Genomic DNA, 21,824 nt, shown 5'->3' with positions numbered 1-21,824 from the left:
AAATGATTTTTTATTAGGGGGAACAATATGAAAGGGAAACAAAATAATAAAACGACAAGCTCCAAAAAAATTCTATTTGCTAGTTTAATTGGCAGCACTATTGAGTTTTACGATTTCTTTCTATATGGGACTGTAGCTTCACTCGTGTTTAACAAGTTGTTTTTCCCAAATGATGACCCCTTTGTAAGCTTATTGCTTGCCTATGCAACTTTCGGTGTGACGTTTTTCATTCGTCCTCTTGGCGGCCTCGTATTTAGCCACATGGGTGACAAATTTGGAAGAAAAAATACGCTTGTAATTTCTCTTCTGCTTATGGGGATTTCAACGGTGCTGATTGGATTATTGCCGACCTATAATTCAGTTGGAGTCTTGGCACCGATTTTACTTGTTCTTCTGCGCCTCCTTCAAGGGATTGCCCTTGGCGGCGAATGGGGAGGAGCCGTTTTGCTGGCAGTCGAATCTGCACCGAAACAAAAACGCGGTTTCTATGGAAGCTTCCCAGCAATGGGAATTCCGCTTGGAATGTTATTGGGTACCGCCTCCGTATCGTTGATGAGTTTGCTTCCCAATGGACAATTCCTGACTTGGGGCTGGCGCGTTCCGTTTTTATTAAGTGCTCTGTTGGTAGGAATCGGCATTTGGATTCGCCGGGGTATTGAAGAAACATCTGCCTTCCAAGAGGAAAAGGAAAAAGGAAATGTGGTCAAAGTTCCACTCCTTGAGACACTTCGCTATCATTGGAAAGCCGTTTTAATCTCGCTAGGCGCGAAATGCGTAGAAGTCGGACCGTTCTATATCTTCACAACCTTCTTTATTGCTTATTCCACAGGTACCATTGGCTTTTCTAGAACAACGGCATTAAATGTTATTACTATTTCGACTCTTGTTACCACACTCTGTATTCCATTAATGGGCATGTTATCGGATAAAATTGGCCGGAAACGTGTTTTCCTTCTTGGTGCAGCTGGATTAGCACTATTTGCTTTTCCATACTTCTATTTACTTTCACTAAAGTCTACTTTCTGGGTCTATGCGATTTCTATTATTGCTTTAGGAATTCTCTGGCCCTCCATCGCAAGTATTATTGGAACCATGTTCACTGAGATGTTCAGTACCAATGTTGGCTACACAGGAATTACCCTTGGCTACCAAACAGGTTCAGCATTATTTGGCGGAACGGCTCCGATGATCGCAACAGTTTTGTTAAAGAACTACAATGGTTCCTGGACTCCGCTTGCCATTTTTATCTGTATTCTTTGTATAGCATCGTTTATTTCGGTTTTATTCTTAGGCAAAACTCACGAGAATTTTCCTGTAGAGACTTCCTTGTCTTCAAAAACTCTAGTCACCAAATAGTTCAAGTTGAAAATAATTCAATTGAAAGGGTTTGATGACTATAAAAAAATATTTATTCCCTTTATTAATAGTTTTCCTTTTTAATTCGGTATTCACGGGGAGTACATTGGCTAAGAAAAATTCAAATCAAGCGGCTGATTTTATCTTTAAAAATGGAGACGTTTACACAGTTGATAAAGATCAAACTTGGGCGGAAGCCGTTGCGGTTAAGGATGGCAAGATTCTCTACGTTGGTAATGACAAGGGAGTTGCGGCTTTCAAAGGGACCGCCACCAGAGTGGTTGATCTGAAGGGAAAAATGCTTATGCCTGGATTTGTCGACAGCCATAACCATGCGTACCTTATGGCGGAAAGTCTTTTCTGGCTGAGCCTTAATCCTTATTCCACTGTGGAAGAACGACAACAGGCCATCAAGGATTATTTGAAGGAGAATCCCGGTATCAAGCAATTGCGCGGCGTAGGTTGGGATGAAGTAATCCGTGATGGTAAAGACAGAGGGCTTGCTCCTAGAGAATTACTCGATCAGGTAGTCTCAGATATACCTGCTGTCTTTATCGCAAACAGTCATCATAGTATATTGGTCAACTCAAAGGCACTCGAGGTTGCAGGGATAGACAAAAACACCCCTGATCCACAAGGAGGAACTATTGAACGCGATCCTGCAACAGGGGAGCCGACAGGGATTTTACACGAATTTTCAGCCCAAAACCTTGTGATTAACGCTCTTCCACAACCAGACTTTACGGTTGAGCAATACAAAGAGACGATTATAACTTGGCAGGAAATAGCTGCTGAAGATGGAATTACTTCGACATTCGTGCCCGTTCACTACCCAACCGAAAATCTGCTTAAAGCATTTGAAGAGCTGGACAATACAGGTAAATTGACTGCAAGATACGATTTAGGTTTATGGGCGGATGAAAACAAGGGTATAGAGCAGATTGGGAGATTAAAAGAATTACGAGACAACTATCAAGGAAAGTCGTACAAGGTAGATACGATTAAAATATTTGCTGACGGTGTCGGTGAACATAAACTGGTTTGGGATCAAGATGTTTTAGAGAAGACAGTGGCTGCTTTGGATAAAGAAGGTTTCCGCGTCTATATCCATGCGATTGGCGATCAGGGATTTTATCCATCTCATAACGCTTTAGATGCTTTTGAATATGCGGCTGAAGTAAATGGTAAAAGAGATTCCCGGCATGTGATTACCCATATAGACTGGGTCAAGGAAGAAGATGTTGCCCGGTTTAAGGATTTGGGAGTCATACCTGCTCCACAGCCTGCCTGGTTTGGGAAAGACTGGTATAGTGATGTGAGTGGCGAGCAGTTGAAGAATCTCAATCGATTGAATAGCTACTTTGAAGCAGGAATACCGGTTGCTTCATCAAGTGATTTCCCATCAACAGATACTTTTAAAAGAGACATGTATCCACTAACAGGAATAGAAGTAGGGATAACAAGGTTGGATCCGGATGCAACCGCTGAAACTGATCTAGATAAAGTAGTATGGCCTAAGGAAAAAGCTACTCTCGAAGAGATGATCACTAGCTATACATTCAACGGAGCTAATTTGATTTTCCAAGAAGATGAAAGAGGCTCTATAGAGGTAGGTAAAAAAGCGGACTTGGTCGTTTTGGACAAAAATCTCTTTGAGATTCCAATAACGACAATTGGTGAAGCGAAGGTCTTGTTGACTATGTTTGTGGGGCAGGAAGTCTTCCGTCATTTCACGCTTACAAATGCCACCTATATAAAGACACTTGTTGAGCAATTCGAAGAAGATGGGGAATTTGCCAATCATGGTGTTGCCCGCTCCTTACAGGCCCATTTAGATACAGTGGTCCGTTTGGAAAAAAAGGAAGCAGCCGAAAGGGTTGTCAAGCACATGCAAAGCTTTAAACAGTTGCTTGAAAATCATAAAAAAGATGGGTTGATATCCGAGGTTGCGTATAACAACCTTAAAACTAATACTGATTCTTTGATTAAGAAGTGGCAATAAAAATCGTAATATAGATTAGGGTTACGAAGTTGATTGTGGAATAATAGTTCAAGGGGAGGGACCTGTTTGATTCGAGGTCTCTTTTCTTATGTCCGTAAATATATGCGTTTTTTAACGAACCTAGCAGCATTATAACTATTATTCTATTGTGTAAGATTTTGAGGACAACTTGCATAAGATATCGTCATCCCTTCAAAACCACCCATTGGAATGGACCCGTGGCACAAAGAGAATAAAAAACTAATGGCAGAAATACAGAGAGACGTACACTGAAAAAATTAATAAATATAAAATATACTGTAACAAAAAAAGACTTACCATTAGAGTCTTCAATTCTTATTTAGCAAATTTTCGGCAATTGCATTTACATATTTTTAACGAAAAAAAAGCCTTGAAAATCAAGGCCATTCGACGTTCCCGAAGAGGATTCGAACCTCCGACCTACAGTTTAGGAAAAGCATGAAAATGGATAATTTGATAACATTATTTCGGTCAAAATGCTTATTTATTAAGCTTTATAGTTAATTTTAAATCAACCCAGTACAATTAAAAATAATTTGGTTTTACTGAGTTTTTCGGCAAATTTTCGGCAATTTAGGTATCACAAATCTAAGAATGGGAATATCTAGAAGGTACTTGTTGCTGGCGATATAAGGTTATACTAATAAACTCTATGAGTCGTACGTTAACAAAAAAACCTTGATCATTTTGGTAGCATTATTTTCGTCGCGGAATGCATGGATTTGCTATGGAACCTTTATTAGTGGGACTTGATTCCTTTAGAAAGTTGTTCGGTTACAGGTAAGATATGCCCGAAAATTTACCATTATTAGTAACGAGTCTGAGCACTCCCACAAGTGGAAGTACTCAGATTGTAGACAAAAGGCACCCGGTAAAGCTCATTCGGGTGCCTTTACGTTGGAAATTTACTTGTAAGAGCAATATTTAGACCTATCCTATGCCTATTATTACGCCATTTCGCTAGGTGAAAGTCCCGAGCCATAAAGGCAGTGGTAATATTTAGCATAACGCTAGGGTATTCGTGGCAGCCCCATTTTTAAGACCCCATTTTTAGATAGCAGGTTAGGCTCTCATAACATGATGAGAACCTTTTTTGAGAAAAAGATTAAAATTCGGAGTACCTTTGTAGGCTTTTTGCAGCATTGTTTAATTGGAAGCTTAATCCTCCGACCAGTCCTGACAATATTCTCTAATCAATCTGGCCGCATATGTTTGGCTGATTTGCAGATCCTTGGCCACGCGCCTAGAGCTTTTATTCACTTTATAGGATTTACGTATCATCTCTTTTTTTGCCAATTCGACCGCCTCATTAAGGGTAGCGGGGGTAGTATTTTCAATTTGCGCAAGTCCTTGGTAATAAATTCCTTCGGGCAGGTCATCGATACTGATCACATCATTGCTTACAATGACAAGCTTTTCAATTAGGTTTTCAAGTTGCCTTATGTTCCCAGGCCATAAATAATGGGTCAGACATTCGAGGCAATCTTTAGAAATTAATTTGTTCATCTCATGGTTCCGATTAAATTTGTATAAAAAATTATAGATGAGCGGGACTATATCTTCTTGCCTTTCCCGAAGCGGAGGCATATTTATATCCACTACGTTTAGTCGATAATATAAATCTTCTCTAAACATTTTACTCTTTACCATTTTGTTTAAATCCTTATTGGTCGCGGCAATAATTCGAATATCGACTGACTTTTCTTTATTGCCGCCAATGGGAATGAATTTTTTCTCCTGAATAACTTGTAGTATTTTAGCCTGAAGAGGCAAAGGCATGTCCCCTATTTCATCAAGAAACACCGTACCCCCATTCGCGCATTCCAGTATTCCCTTTTTACCGGAACGGTTTGCATTCGTGAAAGAACCAGGTGTATAGCCAAAAAGCTCGGACTCCATTAATTCTGCAGGGATTGCAGCACAATTGATGGTTAAAAATGGGCCGGTCCTTCTATTTCCGTTTTCGTGAATATATTGGGCTAAGAGGCTTTTACCTGTTCCGGACTCACCTAGAATTAATATAGTAGAGTTTGCAGCTGCCACCTTCTTGGCAAACTTCAACACATTTTTCACCTTTTCATTATTTGTAATAATGCTGCTGCCAAATGGATCTTCAGCTTCTTTACTATTTTTTGAATCGTTTTCATTTACTTTCAGCATTTTGTAGCTTTGTAATTCCCTTGCTGTCGTTACGATTAATTCTACTTCTTTTTGATCATTTAAAATAGGGACGACAGAGGTGAGCAGTTCTGCACCAAGGATTGTGGTTTGTTTAATCGTAATTGGCTCTTTTCTTTCCAAAACATCAGGGAAAATAGAGGGATACCAATAGCCTTTATCAGCTAATTCCATGCTCGCTTTTCCGATAACGTCTTCCTTATTTAACCCATAATGCTTCTTACAGGCATCATTTACATAGATAATTTTCTTATCTTTATTTAAAACAAAGATTTCGTCAGAAGAATAATCTAAAATTTTTAAAAGCGCTTCCATATTTAAATCCAAATCGGTTAGAAAATTGGATAATGTCATGAAGTGACCTCCCCGAAAATCATAGTCTGAGTTCAATGGAACTCAGATTGAGTTTGGTTGTATTCAGAAAAGTGTTACAATAGGCAAAAGTGTGATTATAATCACATCCACTCTAATAGTAGTCGAAATATTTTGAATTGTAAATAGCAGGAAAAGTGGCGGAAATAGGAAAATATCCGTGGGAAAGTCAGTCGGTGAACACAAATGAACTCACTTTCCCCTTTTTAAAACCTATTAATCTAGGCTTTTTAGATAAAAAGATAGTTGGCACGAAAATTGCAACTAATAAATTATGAAAAGTACTTTAAAGGATTTGAATGACAAAAGGAGGAACGACAAATGAAACCGTTAACAGGGAATACCCTGGAGAACACTCTCCCGTACGAGAATTATGTGAATCCGCAAATATTTGAAGAGGAAAAGAAAAAGATCTTTCAAGACAGCTGGATTTTAGCTGGACACACAAGCCAGGTGGAAAAACCGGGGGATTTTTTTACTTTTGATATAGCAGATCAGCCATTAATCATTAGCAGGGATAAAAACAATGAATTGAATGCCTTTTACAACATTTGCCCGCATAGAGGAACCAAAGTGGAAAAAAACGAGTGTGGAAATAAAAAGGTTTTCACTTGCACCTATCACGGCTGGACATTCCACATGAACGGGAAATTAAATAGGGCGCCAAACTTCGCTACAAATGAATTAGGAAACCATAGCTGTATGCCACAAGTAAAGCTTGAAGTATTCCAGTCCATGATCTTCATAAATTTGAACCCAGAAGCAAGACCAATGGAAGAAACGTACGGAGAATTTATGGCCAATCTGGAAAGATACACTTTCTTGGAGTCTTTGAAAAAGGTTCGGGTAAACCAAAGGATCATTGATGCTAACTGGAAAGCGGTTATTGATAATTACCTGGAGTGCGATCATTGTAAGATTGCCCATCCTGAGTTTTCAAAAACATTTGATATGAAAAATTACCACATCGATTTACATGGCAATTTCTCATGCCAATATTCAGAGTTAACCAATAAATCGAATGAACAACAAGAAGATCACGCCAATTTCTATTGGGTATGGCCCAACTTGATGGTGAGCATTTATCCTGGAAAAGAAGGCAATATGACGATAAGTCAAATTTTGCCGCTGGCCCCGGATAAATCACTTGCTATCTATAGCTACTACTTTAATTCGGATGAAATTAGCAAAGAGCAAGAGGAACTGATTCGTTTTGTCGATCAGGTAAGATTAGAGGATTTCGACCTTGTAGAGTTATTGCAAAAAGGTTTCCATACAAATGCCTTCAAGCATGGAGTGTATTCACCGACTGAGTATGCACTCAAATTTTTTCACAACCTTTATGGAGAAGCTATGAACGTGAAAGAAGGAATGCTTTAACGAAACCCTTCGTTTATATGAAAATAGATTTATATAGAAATATATTACTAGACATATTTGGAGGATTAAAATGAATAATCAAACAGAATTCACAGCCGTTGCAGAACCAAATGTTAAAGGTTACCACACAGAATTCACAGTTGCGGACGCCATTGTAAATGAGCTCTTGCAAGCAGGAGTGGAAGCAGTATTTGGAATCGTTAGTATTCATAATATGCCAATTTATGATGCAATCCTAAGGGATGGAAAAATCCGTACCGTTACTGCCCGTGGTGAAAGCGGAGCGGTCAACATGGCTGATGCCTATGCCCGTGCTACAGGAAAATTGGGTGTGGTCATCACAAGTACTGGTAGTGGGGCAGGTAATGGTGCAGGTTCTTTGTCAGAAACATGGAACTCTGGGACTCCTGTTCTGCACATTACTGGAGAAGTGGATTCCAATTATATTGGAACAGACCAACGTTATATTCATGAAGCTAAAGACCAGTTAAAAATGATGGAGGGAGTGAACAAAGCAGCCTATTTGTTGAAGCGTCCAAAGCAAATCATTCCGTTTATGCGTAAAGCGATCAAAGAAGCGCTGACTGTACCAACAGGTCCGGTAACTGTTTCCATTCCAACGAATTTCCAGGCACAGATTATTCCTAACAATCATTTGATTGAAATGGAAGCGCTTCAAAATCAGGAGGTAAAGCTCAACATTCCTGCTGATGTTGTTGAAAGGATTGCCTTAGCAAAAAGACCCATCATTTGGGCAGGCAATGGGGTAATAGCGTCAGGTGCATCAGAGGAACTGCGTAAGCTGGTGGATAAAATTAAGCCTGGAGTCGTTACAAGTGAATCCGGAAAAGGGTCTATCCCTGAAAACCACCCGCTCTGCATAGGTAACTTTGCGTTTTTCCCTCAAGTAGAGGAACTATTAAAAAAGTCGGATTTACTTATTAGTGTTGGGGTCCGTTTCCGTGGTAGTGAAACGAATGGATGGACACTTCCGGTACCAGAAAATCACATCAATATTGATTTGAACCCTAATGCCTTTAATCGTAACTTTGATACATTGTATACACTGAACGGAGATGCCAAGGCAGTTTTACAAGAGATTAATAGTCTTTTGGCCAATAAGGAGATCCATCCTGATGCAGATTATGTTGATGAAGTGAAGTCAGTCCGTCAGGCTGTACGTGATGACCTTCGAAGCCAAATTGGGCCTTATGGTGAAGTGGCGGATATTATGCGTGAACAGCTGCCTGAGAATACAGTTTTGGTGACGGACGTAACGATTCCTGGATACACTTGGGGTAATAAATTGTTCGATATTTATGAACCAAGAGACTACCTCTACATGACAGGCGGCGGAATCGGACAAGGTTTGCCAATGGCGATTGGCGCCAAAATTGGTCAGCCAGAAAAGAATGTCGTTCTTATTGCTGGTGATGGTGGATTCATGGTGAATTCAAGTGAGATGATCTCAGCGATTCAGGAAGATGCGCCGATTATCATTCTATTATTCGATGATGGTGGATATGGAATCTTAAGATACTATCAAGAAGCGGCATATGGCCGACGTATATCTGTAGACTTGAAAAACCCTGATTTCGTCATGCTGGCAAAATCAATGGGATTCGAATCAGAGAAAGTTCGCTCGGTTGAAGAGTTCAAAGCAGGATTAGCAAATGCAATCGCAAGCAAAAGGCCTTATATGGTTGTAGTAGATGTAGAGGCAGTTGGAGTATTGGAATACAAAGATTCGGACGAATACATTGCCTCTTTCCGTCCAAAACAGGGATAGATTTCCGCCGTATTTAACGTTCCTCCCCCACTTCTAAAGTGGAGGGGGATTGTAAGCCATACTGGGAGGTACAAAGCTATGACAAAAGAGTTAAAACACTATATAAATGGGCAATGGGTAGACTCAAGTAACCCGAACAAACTTGATATTATTAATCCCGCTACACAGAAAGTCATTGCCAGGGCACCGAGCGCTACTAAGGAAGAAACAGAAGAGGCAATCAAAATTGCAAGAAGAACGTTTGAAAGTGGTATATGGTCTGATCAATCCCAGCAGGAGAGGGCGGCTGTTTTACTTCAGATTGCAGATCTATTACAGGAGAACATGGATGAATTAAGAGATTTAGAAGTACAGAATAATGGAAAAACGAAAAGAGAAGCAGAGTCGGATGTTGAGGAGGCCGTAAATACATTTCGTTATTATGCAGGTCTGCTTAATGTGCCTAACGGCCAGGTTTATGAAACCTCCGGAAATATGCAGACATTAATCATTAAGGAACCGATTGGAGTTGCGGGATTAATTGTCCCTTGGAATTTCCCCTTATTGATGAGTGTATGGAAGATTGCACCGGCACTTGCGGCTGGTAATAGTATCCTTTTAAAACCTGCGGAAATTACTCCGATGACAGCAGTAAAATTGTTTGAACTGATTGATCAGTCCGATTTACCAAAGGGAGCAGCTAACCTCATTATGGGAGATGGACCGGTTGTTGGCCAGACGATTGCTGAAAGTGATGATGTAGATATTGTTTCCTTTACTGGAAGCACAGGAGTCGGCCGTCATATCATGCAAGCAGCAGTCGGTAATATGAAAAAAGTGTCCCTTGAGCTGGGAGGAAAATCTCCGAATATCATCTTTGATGATGCCGATTTAGAAACAGCACTTGATTACTCTTTATTTGGCATATTCATGGGATCTGGTCAAGTTTGTTCTTCTGGGAGCCGGATTCTTGTCCAAGAAGGACTCTACGATGAATTTGTTCAGAAATATATACAAAAAGCAAAAAAGATTAAAGTAGGTCCTGGACATGATGAGCACTCCCAAATGGGGGCTATTGTTAGTGAAAAGCACTTTAAGAGTATTTTAAATTACATCCAGATTGGTAAAGAAAAAGGTGCGAATCTTGCTCTTGGCGGAAATAGAATCGAGGGTAACGGTTTAGAGGATGGATTTTTCATTGAACCTACGGTCTTTACCGATGTAACGGCCGATATGCGGATTGTCAGGGAAGAAATCTTTGGACCAGTTGTTACGATCCAGAAATTCAAAGATGAAGATGAGGCAATTAAGTTTGCCAATGACACAGAATATGGACTTGCTGGTGCTGTTTTCTCTACAGACCAAAACAAAGCCTTACGTGTCATCAAAAAGGTTCGTGCCGGCATCACCTGGGTAAACGCTTACCATCTAACAAATATTCAAGCGCCATGGGGCGGATATAAACAAAGCGGCATCGGCAGAAGCCTAAGTACGTATGGATTGGATGAATACCAGGAAACAAAACAGATTAACATTAATCTGGATCCTGCGCCTATTCGCTGGTTTGAATAGTAACTTATTTTTTTAGAGTAATAACAACAAATTCATAGTGTTAATAGTATTTTTAATAGTGGCTGCATGATGGTAGAAAGAAGAAATTCTAGGGAGGTATTGAAATGTCTAAACCATATTTAATTGTTGAGTGGAATGATACAGAAACGGACGCGCAGGGGTGGCTTGTTGTTCATAATTTCGTGAAAGGATATACAGGCGGCGGCACGAGAATGCATCCGACAGTAACAAAAGAAGAGGTTGAAAGATTGGCCGAAGCGATGGCTTATAAGTACGTAGCTAGTGACAGCGGAACGACAGGAGGATGTAAAGCAGGAATTAAATATGATTATAAAGCTCCAGATGCTAATGCCGTATTAAGAAGATTTTTAATTGCTATGATGCCTTATATTGATAGTGGGGTATCTTTAGGAAGTGACCTAGGTACCAAGTACGAAGATGTACTACAAATCTTTAACGAATTCGGCATCGACATCCCTCTAACAAATTCAATGAAACAAAATTCTGCGATTCTTCAAGGGATCAAGGATTTTGATGGGCTGATGAAAACAAGAATTGATGGATTGCTTTTAAATGATGCTGTCACAGGATATGGTGTTGCGTTTTCAGCTGATGAAGCTTGGAAGTTTAAAAATGGCAAGGACGGCGCGAAGGTTGTCATCCAAGGCTTTGGTTGTGTAGGGGCAAGCTGTGCATTAAAACTTTCTCAATTAGGTTACAACATCGTCGGAATTTCAGATGCGAACTTGTTAGTCACATGTGAAGAAGGATTGGATATTCAAAATCTTATTGACCATAAGAATGTATATGGAGAAATGGACCAAGATTATTTTGAACCAAATTATACGGTAAGGCCGAACTCTGAGTGGCTCGATGTGGATTGCGATATTCTTATCCCATGTGCATTAGAGGACGTGATCAACAAGTCTAATGCTGAAACTGTTAAAGCGAGTTTGATTGTTGAAGCGGCTAATATACCAGTATCTTCCGAAGGAGATGAAATCATCAAACAAAGAGGAATTGACATCGTGAATGATTTTGTTGCGAACCTAGGGGCAATAAGATTTTATGACGCTGTTATTTTTGGACTGGTCAAACCAGACCCACAGGCAGTGATGGATGATATTGAAAAGCTATGCCGAAAAAATACCAATCAACTATTTTCAGAAGCGAAGAAACAAAACAGATATCAGCGGGATGTTGCATATGAAATTTTTAAACCTGAAGTCAGTGATTTATTAGAGTGTACAAGCATGTCTGAAAAGGAAGCCGTCAGATAAGCAGGCAATACAAGGGGGCATGATTGGGCCTATCCCTTATAGGGATAGAAAAAATACAGGGGGAATTGGATGAAACCAGAACAAAGTAGTCAACCAAAAGAATTAAAACGTTCGATGAAAAGCAGGCATTTATTTATGCTTTCCATAGGGGGAGTCATTGGAACGGGTCTTTTCCTAGGATCGGGGTATGCGATTGGCGAGGCGGGGCCTTTCGGAGCGATTACCGCCTATTTATTCGGAGGCTTGCTTATGTACTTGGTTATGGTTTGTCTAGGGGAGCTATCCGTCGTCATGCCGGTTTCTGGTTCATTTCAGGCTCATGCAGAGCGATTCATAGGCCCTGCCTCTGGGTTTATGATTGGCTGGACTTACTGGCTAAGCTGGGCCATTTATGTAGGACTAGAATTTATTGCAGCCGGTTTGCTGATGGCCAGGTGGTTCCCGGATGTACCGGTATGGGTATGGTGTACCGTTTTCTCCTTACTTTTATTCGGTATCAATGCCTTGACTACAAGAAGCTTTGCTGAGATGGAGTACTGGTTCTCTGCCATTAAAGTATTAGCTGTTCTCTTTTTTATTGTCGTTGGCGGGGCAGCGATCTTCGGTTTGGTCCCTATCAAAGGACAATCGGCCCCTCACCTATCAAACTTTTTCGGTGACGGATTCTTTCCAACAGGTTTTATCGGTGTCTTTATATCAGTGATGACAGTCGTTTATTCCTTTATGGGTTCAGAAATTATGGGAGTTGCAGCGGGTGAGACAGAGGATCCCGAAAAGAGTATCCCAAAAGCTATCCGGAGTATCATCGTCCGTATTTTACTTTTCTATGTACTGGCCACTTTTGTCTTATCAGCCATTGTTCCGTGGAAAAAGGCGGGTGTACTCGAAAGCCCATTTGTAACGGTATTTGATATGACAGGAATTCCTTATGCGGCTGATATTATGAACTTTGTTATATTAACAGCGATCCTTTCAGTAGGAAATACAGGTTTGTTTGCTTGTACGAGAATCCTTTTTTCACTTTCCCAAAGTGGTCAGGCTCCGCGAGCATTCGGTAAGGTAAACAAACGCGGTGTTCCTATGAACGCCTTGCTTGTGACACTCGCATTTGCATTGCTTTCCTTGCTTACCAGTGTTATAGCAGAAGAAACATTATTTGTTGTCCTGCTTGCAATCAGTGGTGTTGGAGGGGTTGTTACCTGGATGGCCATTGCGTTTGCACAGTATAAATTCCGCAAACAGTATATTGCGGATGGCGGAAAGCTTGCGGATTTGAAATTTAAAGTTCCTTTCTTCCCGCTGGTTCCAATTCTCTGCCTGATCATGTGCGTAGGAATCGTCGTGTTTACTGCTTTCGATCCGGCACAGCGTACATCACTGTATATAGGATTCGGCTTTGTTGTCGCCTGTTATGTTTTTTACTACTTTAAATTTACAAGAAAGAAAGTGGCTACATCCGTCTTAACAAATGGGGAGCCTGATAAGATAGTGCAATAGATTTAAAAAAGTCTATGTGGTGTATGGATAAAAAATAGGCAACCAAAGATCAGATACCTTTCCTTTTCAAAGGGGAAAAGGGTTTCATGGAGTTTTAAATATCAGAAGGTTCAAATATTGGGTATCCAAATAAAACATATCGTTTACTGTATTACATTTATGTATTCTAAACTGGGATGGTGAAATATGAAGAAGGTTGTTTTTCTATTAACTTTAATACCAGCCTTGGGTTCACTTTTTGTCATTAATCGAGTGGAACCCTATGTACTTGGATTACCATTTGTCCTTTTTTGGGCTATATGCTGGGTTGGCCTGACATCCATGTTCTTGATCATTGCCAATAAACTGGACCCTGCGAATAAGGAGGAAGAAGAATTATGAACGCAGCCCTTTTAGTCATCCTTTTTTTCCTGGGATTGTGTATTTGGTTAGGGCTTCAAGCCCGAAAAGGAAAAGAAATGAATATGGAGCAGTGGTCTGTCGGGGGACGGGGTTTTGGAAGTCTTTTGATGTTCTTTTTATTAGCGGGTGAGATGTTTACTACCTATACATTCCTAGGAGCAAGTGGTGGTGCTTATCGATCCGGTATGCCTCCCGCCCTATACGCTTTCAATTGCTTCTACTTTGTAATCGCTTACTGGCTGCTTCCGCCTGTTTGGAAGTATGCTAAGGAAAATAAAGTTCTATCCCAATCAGATTTTTACGAGAAAAAGTATAACAGTCAGGCACTTGGTATTCTCGTAGCGATCATAAGCGTTGTTGCCGTTATTCCTTACTTAGTGATGCAGTTAAAAGGATTAGGAATTATTGTATCTGAAGCGTCCTATGGTTCTATTTCTCCTCACATGGCAATCGTCGTAGCCGTCATTGCTGTTACCATTTATGTAACGGTATCTGGGATGCACGGAGCCGCATGGACAGCCATTATTAAAGATATCTTGATCTTAGCTGTTATGGTCTTTATGGGGTTTTATTTCCCTTTTCATTATTACGGCGGCATAGGGCCGATGTTTGAAGCAATTGATACCGCCAAAACTGGTTTTTTACTATTCCCAGAACAAGGATTAAGTATTTCGTGGTTTGTTTCGGCTACGATCATGACAGCACTGGCATTCTACATGTTTCCACATATGATGGCGGGGATATTCTCAGCTAAAAGTGGGAAATCACTGCGTATAAATGCAGGGATAATGCCCATCTATCAGGTAATTATCGTTTTTTCTTTGATTATCGGTTTTTCTGGTGTTTTACAAGTGCCAGATTTAAATGGGCCAGATACAGATTTAGCCTTATTTAAAATGGCGAAATTGTCTTTCGACCCGTGGTTTGTCGGGGTCATTGGGGCAGCTGGAGCCATGGCCGCCCTTATCCCAAGTTCTTTGGTATTAACGGCGGTTTCAACGATTCTTTCTAAAAATATATACAAAGCATGGAAACCGAACACAACAGATCAAGAGCTGGCAAAGCTAGCCAAAAGGTTTGTACCGGTTATAGCGTTGGTAACACTTTTCTTTACATTTAATGGAGGGGAATCGATTCTTACGCTATATCTTATGTCCTATAGCTTTATGGTTCAGTTATTTCCTGCTTTGTTTTTTAGCCTTTGGAAAAGGAACCCGGTTACCGTTCAAGGGGCTTTCGCTGGAATGATTGTTGGCAGTATCATCGTCATTTATTCAACCATTACAGAAATGTCACTTGCAACGCTATTCCCGTCATTTCCAAATGTCATTAAGGATTTAGATTTAGGATTAGCCGTATTAATTATCAATATTGCTGTAACGTTGGGAGTAAGTGTTGTAACGAAGAAATCGGCGGCTAGGGTGGATGATGACACTACTATTAGTAATCTAGTATGAAAAAAAGAGTAGAAAAGATTGATAGAAGGAAGAGTATAGGAGGATTTATCGATGCGCCATTTGAATTACATTAACGGCCAATGGCAAGAACCAACTACAAATGAATATAAAAAGAACTTTAGTCCACATAATGGAGAAGACTTGGGGGAATTCCCATCCAGTGCAGCAGCTGATGTTCACGAAGCGGTAGCTGCAGCAAAAAATGCTTTTCCAGCTTGGAAAAAACTCTCCATTCAACAAAGGGCAGCTTATTTACAAAAGGCTGCGGCTATTTTGAAAGAAAACATAGAGGAAATAGGACGGGATCTAATTAAGGAAGAGGGAAAAGCGTTCTCGGAAGGGATGGGGGAAGCTAATCGCGCGGTAAGCATCCTCGATTATTTTGCAGCTGAAGCACGGCAGCCACTTGGAGATGTCATTCCGTCCGCGAGTGAGAAAACATTTTTGTATACGACCCGTACACCCCTAGGTCCTATTGGCTTAATTACACCATGGAATTTTCCCATTGCCATTCCAGTATGGAAGATGGCACCAGCACTTATATACGGAAATACAGTGGTGATTAAGCCTGCTGATTTAACACCGAAATCTGTCTATCACGTTATGAAAGCTTTTGATGAAGCTGGTCTGCCAGCAGGTGTCCTTAATTGTGTATTTGGCAGAGGATCTGTTATTGGGAATGAATTGGTGAACCACCCAGATATAAAAGCCATTTCTTTCACCGGTTCGAACCAAGTAGGACGGCAGATTCAAAAACAGGCTGTAGAACACGGAAAAAAGGTACAGATGGAAATGGGAGGAAAGAATCCGCTAGTTGTTCTAAAGGATGCAAATCTTGAAAGAGCGGTTGAAATAGCTGTAGGCGGAGCATTTAAATCTATCGGTCAAAAATGTACAGCAACGAGTCGTGTGATTGTCGAAGAAGGGATTTACGAGTCATTCCGTGATAGGCTTGTAAAGCGTACGAAGGAATTAACAATTGGTAACCCGCTTCACGAGGTAACCGTTATCGGGCCGGCCGTATCAAAAGCACAGCTTGAGGGGGTGCTCGAAATGATCGAAACGGGGAAATCAGAAGCAACACTGCTTTGCGGTGGAGAGATCCCGGAAGATGAAGAATTGAAAAATGGTTTTTATGTAAAACCAACAATCTTTGAAAACGTGCCTAAAGATGCTCGGATTGCCCGTGAGGAAATTTTCGGTCCCGTTCTTGCATTGTTTAAAGCCAAAGATTACGAGGAAGCAGTGGAAATGGCAAATGATACTGAGTTTGGTCTTAGCGCAGCCATTTGTACAAACAACTTAACATTAGCCCGCCGCTTCATTGAAGATGTGGAAGTAGGGCTTGTACATGTGAACTCGGAAACTTCGGGAGCAGAACCACAAATGCCTTTTGGCGGATGTAAAAATTCTAGTTCCGGCAGTCGTGAACAAGGAAAAGCTGCTATTGAGTTTTATACAGAAGTGAAGACTGTTTATATGGATCCAATGTAGTTCTTACTACTCAACAAAGATAATCAAAATGGAGAGGGGTCCTAATGAATATGTATGATTTTGCAATAGTTGGAGGAGGAATTGTTGGCTTATCAACAGGGATGGCCATTTATGAGCGTTTTCCCAACGCGAAGGTAGTTGTCATTGAGAAAGAATCCGTTGTTGCGGAACATCAAACAGGGCATAACAGCGGTGTGATTCATTCTGGTATTTATTATAAGCCTGGTAGTTTCAAAGCTCGTTTTGCCCGCCAAGGAAGTAAATCGATGACTGCGTTCTGCCAAACACATGGTATAGACCATGATATTTGCGGAAAAGTAATTGTTGCAACGAAACAAGAGGAATTACCACTTCTTGAAAATTTATATAATCGAGGGCTGGAAAATGAATTAGCTATTCATAGAATCGGTTCGGATGAATTAAAGGAAATAGAACCACATGTTAATGGTTTAGGAGCAATACGTGTTCCGATGGCCGGCATCGTAAATTATAGACAAGTTAGTGAAAAGTTCGCCGAAATTATCCAAGAGAGTGGCGGAGAGATTCGTCTAAATACAAAAGTGGAGAAAATGCAAGAAGAATCGGATCAAGTAATCATTGAGACGAATCGCGGCACATTAAAAGCTGGAATGGTCATTAACTGTGCTGGGCTTCACAGTGATCGTGTAGCACTAGCAGCAGGATATAAAACAGATATGAAGATTTTGCCTTTTAGAGGCGAGTATTACAAATTAAAACCTGAAAAGCGTTATCTAGTAAAAAATTTAATTTATCCTGTTCCAAATCCAAAGTTCCCATTTCTGGGGGTGCATTTTACCCGAATGATCAGCGGTGAAGTCGATGCGGGACCAAATGCTGTGCTTAGCTTTAAACGTGAAGGATACAGAAAGACAGATTTTAATGCAAAGGATTTAATAGAATCATTAAGCTTTCCTGGATTATGGAAAATGGCAGGGAAATTTGCGAAGGAGGGGCTTGATGAATATATTCGCTCCTTCAGTAAGAAACAATTTACAAAGAGCCTTCAGGAACTGATTCCGGAAATCCAAGAAGATGATTTAATCCCTGCACCTGCTGGAGTCCGTGCTCAAGCATTAAAGAGCGATGGGAATATGGTGGATGACTTCCATATCATTCAAGGGAAACGAACAATCCATGTATGTAATGCGCCATCTCCTGCTGCAACGGCTTCAATAGAAATCGGAAAAGAAGTTGTGAATAGAATACCAGAACAAACAAACTTAAAAGAAGCAATACTAGCTTAAATAATTCCTTTGAGAGGTAGCCCATTATGCTGAATGGAAAGACTATTTTTATTGCAGGTCACGCTCGTCTGCCGCAAGGAATGGCAGCAAAAAGTGTCTTCGATACGTTAACAATCACAGCTGAAGTCGATCGTAAATATGGTGTAGTAGTAGAGGCGTCTTGTACTCTAGCAACCGAACATGGGAGCGACTTTATTGGCCGTATATTAAAGGGCGTTAGTCTAAAAGATGGAGTGGAAGGTTTAATTGAAGAAATTGAAACCTATTACCGAGGCAAGGCGACAAATGCTCTTGTTGCGGCATTAAAGGATCTAGACCTTCATTTCCATCAAATAAAAACTGAAGAAAAGCAGAAGGTATTATAAGCGTTTTCAAAATATTTGAAATAATCAATTGACAATCTATCATATTCAAAGTATACTAACAGTAGTCAAAATATTATTAATACTTCCACTCGCTGAATAACACCCTTTCAGATCCGTGGATAGATTATAAATATTTGGAAACAGGAAATATAAAATAACAATTAACTGCTAATTCATTGTGACTCTATTAACCATAGAGCTGTGAAGTGAATATAAGCCAGTTGTACATTGAGTCCCGCTATTTTTGGGTACTTTGTCCAGCTGGCTTTTTATATTTCCTAACTTCAATATTTTAACTATCTTACACAAAAATGGAGGACTAAAAAATGGTAATCGCAGAAAAACAAAGAGGGAAATTCGAAACAAAAACAGACATGTATGAAGTGAAAGTTCACCCGCAAACAGACCGTTTATACCACATTCAACTTTCGAAAAAGGCCATTCAAGGGTTTTTGGATACCGTAAAAGAAGAGAATTATTCTGTCCAGCATTTAGAATATACACCCTATTCTCGTCTTATTGTCTCTTCTATTCTATTAGATCATGTTGGAGAAGAATTCAGCGAGTTACTTCGAAACATTGTTCATGACCGTGAATCTGGCGGATTTACGATTGGTTTAGTTGGTGTTACCGAGGATACAGATGAATACGTTATTTTCTCTACTGCTATTTCTTATTTGTTAGGTTCATCAAACTTTGATTCAATGTCTGGAAAATATTATGCACGCTTTTCTGTCAAGCATACTGATACAAGTGACTCCTATCTCCGTCAAGCCTATCGCTTATTTACCCTTCATACGGATGGGACATTTGTAGATGAGCCGACAGATTGGCTGTTAATGATGAAAATAGTAGAAGAAAATGCATGCGGCGGTGAATCTCGATTATTACACCTTGATGATTGGAAAGACCTTGATAAGTTTTCAAATCATCCATTGGCAAGCCATAAGTTTACGTACAAAGCACCATCTAGTAAAAATGTAGATCAGGAAATTCAGCGCTTAACCTTCTTCAACTACAATAATAAGCCTGGTGCATGCTTCATCGACCAATTTGTCTATCCTGAAACCATTGAAGAAGCTAAATACCTTCGTGACCTTTCACATTCAATGGAAACCGATGAAAGTGTTACAGAACTCAAACTTCCAGTCGGAGATTTAGTAGTTGTTAACAATATATTCTGGTTACATGGGCGTGCAGCCTTTGAGGTAAATCCCAACCTGAACCGCGAATTACTACGTCAGCGAGGACGTTTTCATCAGTAATCGTTCCAAGTGACAAGCACCACCGGAATTATGTCAAAAGGCCAATTATCTTTTTCTGGGAGTGATTATGAATGACACAGTTTAAACATTTATTTAGTCCAGTTGAAATTGGCCATACAGAATTGAAAAATAGGATTCTAAGTACGGCCCATCAAACCAATCATGTTAAGAATGGAATCCCTACATTGGATATGACTGCCTATCATGTAGAACGTGCCAAAGGCGGTGCCGGATTACTTATACTAGAAGCCGCCGCTGCACATCCATCGGGGATGCTGACAACCAAAACAATTGCTGGATATGACAAAAAGATTGTCCCTGCTTACCAGGAGCTTTCCAATGAAGTTCATAAATATGGAACGAAAGTATTTTCACAATTATTCCATGGCGGCAGGGAAGTCGTTTCAAGTGAGTACCGGAATGCGGCCTGGGCACCGTCAGCGGTTCCAAGCCTCAGGTTCAGTACCATGCCCAAACCGATCAGTATTGAGGAGATTAAAGATGTCATTGAAGGATTTGCCCTGTCAGCTAAATGGGCGAAGGGAGGCGGGCTGGATGGTGTAGAAATCTGTTGCTCGCACGGATACTTGCCTGCACAGTTTTGGTCGGAGCACACCAATCTTCGTACCGATGAATATGGGGGATCGTTTGAAAACAGAATGCGGTTTATTGTCGAAGTGATGGAGCGAGTCTGGCAGGAAGTTGGGGAGGACTTTACGGTTGGACTCCGTATGAGTGCAGATGAAATGACCATGGATGGAACAACCGTAAAAGATGCCGTACAAATTGTCGAATATTTGGTCGAAAGAGTAAGAGTGGATTTTATTGATGTCACCTCCGGAGATTCCAGTACATTTGCCGGATCCACCCATATTGTGCCGCCATCTCCCATGAAGCATGGATATAACACACCCTATTCTTTTAAAATTAGAATGGCTGGTGCTGTACCGGTTTTCGTCGGCTCACGTATTGTAGATCCGCAAGAAGGGGAGAAGATTGTGGCAACAGGAAAAGCAGATGTTGTCGGCATGACCCGTGCATTAATTGTAGATCCTTACATGCCAAACAAGGCAAAGACAGGCAATCTTCAACAAATTGATGCCTGTTTAGGCTGCTTACAGGCTTGTATCGGTCATTATCACAATGGCTTAACCATCGGTTGTGTTCAAAATCCCTCAGCAGGCAGAGAAAATGAAGTGCAAACTCTTAAGGAAAGCTTTAGAGACAAGAAGAAAGTTCTTGTGATCGGTGCTGGACCAGCAGGCATGCAAGCAGCGGCTACATTAGATGAACTTGGCCATAACGTTATTCTGGCAGATAAAGCGGACAAAATCGGCGGATTATTGCATACATTAAAAAAGATGCCAATGAGACATGAGCTTGCAGAATCGATGCTTGATAATTTTATGCGAAAAATATCTACTAGTAACGTGAAGGTTACACTTGGAGTGGCTGTACAACCAGAAGATATTAACAAAATTTCGCCGGATGCCATTATCTGTGCCACAGGATCAAGACCGTATATCCCCGATATTCCAGGGATTCATGATCACCGTGTAATGACGGTGGAAGAGGTGTTCCATTATCCGAATAACCCTATTGGGAAAAATGTTTTGGTATTTGATTTTGCCGGTGATTGGCCAGCCTTGGAAGCGGCGATCGATTTGGCAGAAAAGGGGCATATCGTCTCTCTTATTACTGCAAGGCTGCATGCGGGCGAAGGCGTGCCTCAATACTTACGAAATGAATATTTAAAAAAGCTTTATCAACTAAACGTAAAAATTATGCCTCACTATGATTTAGGAGAAATTAAAGGCGATACTGTTGTCATTAGAAATCTATTTTCATATGAAAAAGAGACAATGGAAAATTGGGATTCTATTATTCTTTCGCACGGTCGTGTACCAAATAATGAACTATACGAACAAATGAAGAAATTAGTACCTGAAGTATGGCAAATCGGTGATTGCCTGGCGCCGAGAACAATAGAAGAGGCAACTTTTGAGGGGATGTCTATAAGTTTGCGATTAGGAGTCCATGACAATGGGAATCCTTTTATTTCAACTATTAAAGGGCTTCTAACGAAATAAAAGTGTATCTTTCAAAGTTTTTTCAAATAAGGGCTTGAATGTATGGGATAAGTAGGAGGT

15 protein-coding genes are annotated in these 21,824 nt (G+C 40.5%); 14 read left to right on the top strand and 1 reads right to left on the bottom strand.

Going from position 1 to position 21,824, the window contains the following annotated elements:
• The first annotated feature begins 27 nt into the window (after nucleotides 1-27).
• Together F4694_RS22760 and F4694_RS22755 are read left to right on the top strand one after the other, a co-directional pair.
• Nucleotides 28-1,356, top strand: a complete 1,329-nt coding sequence (locus tag F4694_RS22760) for an MFS transporter (protein ID WP_179602177.1) — start codon at nucleotides 28-30, stop codon at nucleotides 1,354-1,356.
• A 34-nt stretch (nucleotides 1,357-1,390) separates the two neighbouring features.
• The gene (locus F4694_RS22755; RefSeq protein ID WP_218895801.1) at nucleotides 1,391-3,358 is read left to right on the top strand and encodes an amidohydrolase; all 1,968 of its coding nucleotides are present in this window, start codon (nucleotides 1,391-1,393) and stop codon (nucleotides 3,356-3,358) included.
• A gap of 1,179 nt (nucleotides 3,359-4,537) precedes the next feature.
• Here the strand turns inward: F4694_RS22755 and F4694_RS22750 are convergent.
• The gene (locus tag F4694_RS22750; protein WP_179602173.1) at nucleotides 4,538-5,911 is read right to left on the bottom strand and encodes a sigma-54 interaction domain-containing protein; all 1,374 of its coding nucleotides are present in this window, start codon (nucleotides 5,909-5,911) and stop codon (nucleotides 4,538-4,540) included.
• A gap of 339 nt (nucleotides 5,912-6,250) precedes the next feature.
• On the opposite strand from F4694_RS22750, the gene F4694_RS22745 reads away from it, so the two are divergent.
• The 12 genes from F4694_RS22745 to F4694_RS22690 all read left to right on the top strand — a co-directional run bounded on the left by F4694_RS22745 (nucleotide 6,251) and on the right by F4694_RS22690 (nucleotide 21,764).
• Entirely contained in the window at nucleotides 6,251-7,309 is a 1,059-nt protein-coding gene (locus F4694_RS22745) for an aromatic ring-hydroxylating oxygenase subunit alpha (protein WP_179602171.1), read from the top strand.
• A gap of 70 nt (nucleotides 7,310-7,379) precedes the next feature.
• A complete protein-coding gene (locus F4694_RS22740; RefSeq protein ID WP_179602169.1) occupies nucleotides 7,380-9,098 on the top strand; it encodes a thiamine pyrophosphate-binding protein in 1,719 nt (572 codons plus the stop codon).
• Nucleotides 9,099-9,176: 78 nt separating this feature from the next.
• Nucleotides 9,177-10,649: an aldehyde dehydrogenase family protein gene (locus F4694_RS22735; RefSeq protein WP_179602167.1), complete on the top strand. Its 1,473-nt coding sequence runs from the start codon at nucleotides 9,177-9,179 to the stop codon at nucleotides 10,647-10,649.
• 104 nt (nucleotides 10,650-10,753) lie between these two features.
• On the top strand, nucleotides 10,754-11,929 hold the full coding sequence (locus F4694_RS22730) for a Glu/Leu/Phe/Val family dehydrogenase (RefSeq protein WP_179602165.1): 1,176 nt from the start codon (nucleotides 10,754-10,756) through the stop codon (nucleotides 11,927-11,929).
• Between the two features lie 69 nt (nucleotides 11,930-11,998).
• Nucleotides 11,999-13,426, top strand: a complete 1,428-nt coding sequence (locus F4694_RS22725) for an amino acid permease (protein WP_179602163.1) — start codon at nucleotides 11,999-12,001, stop codon at nucleotides 13,424-13,426.
• Between the two features lie 186 nt (nucleotides 13,427-13,612).
• Nucleotides 13,613-13,807, top strand: coding sequence for a DUF3311 domain-containing protein (locus F4694_RS22720; protein WP_179602161.1), 195 nt, complete (start codon nucleotides 13,613-13,615; stop codon nucleotides 13,805-13,807).
• A complete protein-coding gene (locus F4694_RS22715; protein ID WP_179602159.1) occupies nucleotides 13,804-15,285 on the top strand; it encodes a sodium:solute symporter family protein in 1,482 nt (493 codons plus the stop codon). The genes F4694_RS22720 and F4694_RS22715 overlap by 4 nt, the downstream gene beginning before the upstream one ends.
• Before the next feature lie 51 nt (nucleotides 15,286-15,336).
• Complete coding sequence (locus F4694_RS22710) at nucleotides 15,337-16,779, top strand: aldehyde dehydrogenase family protein (RefSeq protein WP_179602157.1); 1,443 nt, start codon at nucleotides 15,337-15,339, stop codon at nucleotides 16,777-16,779.
• A 50-nt stretch (nucleotides 16,780-16,829) separates the two neighbouring features.
• Nucleotides 16,830-18,044: an L-2-hydroxyglutarate oxidase gene (lhgO, locus tag F4694_RS22705; protein WP_179602338.1), complete on the top strand. Its 1,215-nt coding sequence runs from the start codon at nucleotides 16,830-16,832 to the stop codon at nucleotides 18,042-18,044.
• A 26-nt stretch (nucleotides 18,045-18,070) separates the two neighbouring features.
• The gene (locus F4694_RS22700) at nucleotides 18,071-18,409 is read left to right on the top strand and encodes a DUF3870 domain-containing protein (protein ID WP_179602155.1); all 339 of its coding nucleotides are present in this window, start codon (nucleotides 18,071-18,073) and stop codon (nucleotides 18,407-18,409) included.
• Nucleotides 18,410-18,735: 326 nt separating this feature from the next.
• Complete coding sequence (gene glaH / locus F4694_RS22695; RefSeq protein WP_179602153.1) at nucleotides 18,736-19,674, top strand: glutarate dioxygenase GlaH; 939 nt, start codon at nucleotides 18,736-18,738, stop codon at nucleotides 19,672-19,674.
• A gap of 71 nt (nucleotides 19,675-19,745) precedes the next feature.
• A complete protein-coding gene (locus F4694_RS22690; protein WP_179602151.1) occupies nucleotides 19,746-21,764 on the top strand; it encodes an oxidoreductase in 2,019 nt (672 codons plus the stop codon).
• Nucleotides 21,765-21,824 lie beyond the last annotated feature (60 nt).

This window comes from Neobacillus driksii (assembly GCF_013409995.1).
GTDB classification, from domain to species: domain Bacteria; phylum Bacillota; class Bacilli; order Bacillales; family Cytobacillaceae; genus Neobacillus; species Neobacillus driksii.
Note: the sequence above shows the minus strand (reverse complement) of the source record. Positions and strands in the feature narration are given on the sequence as shown.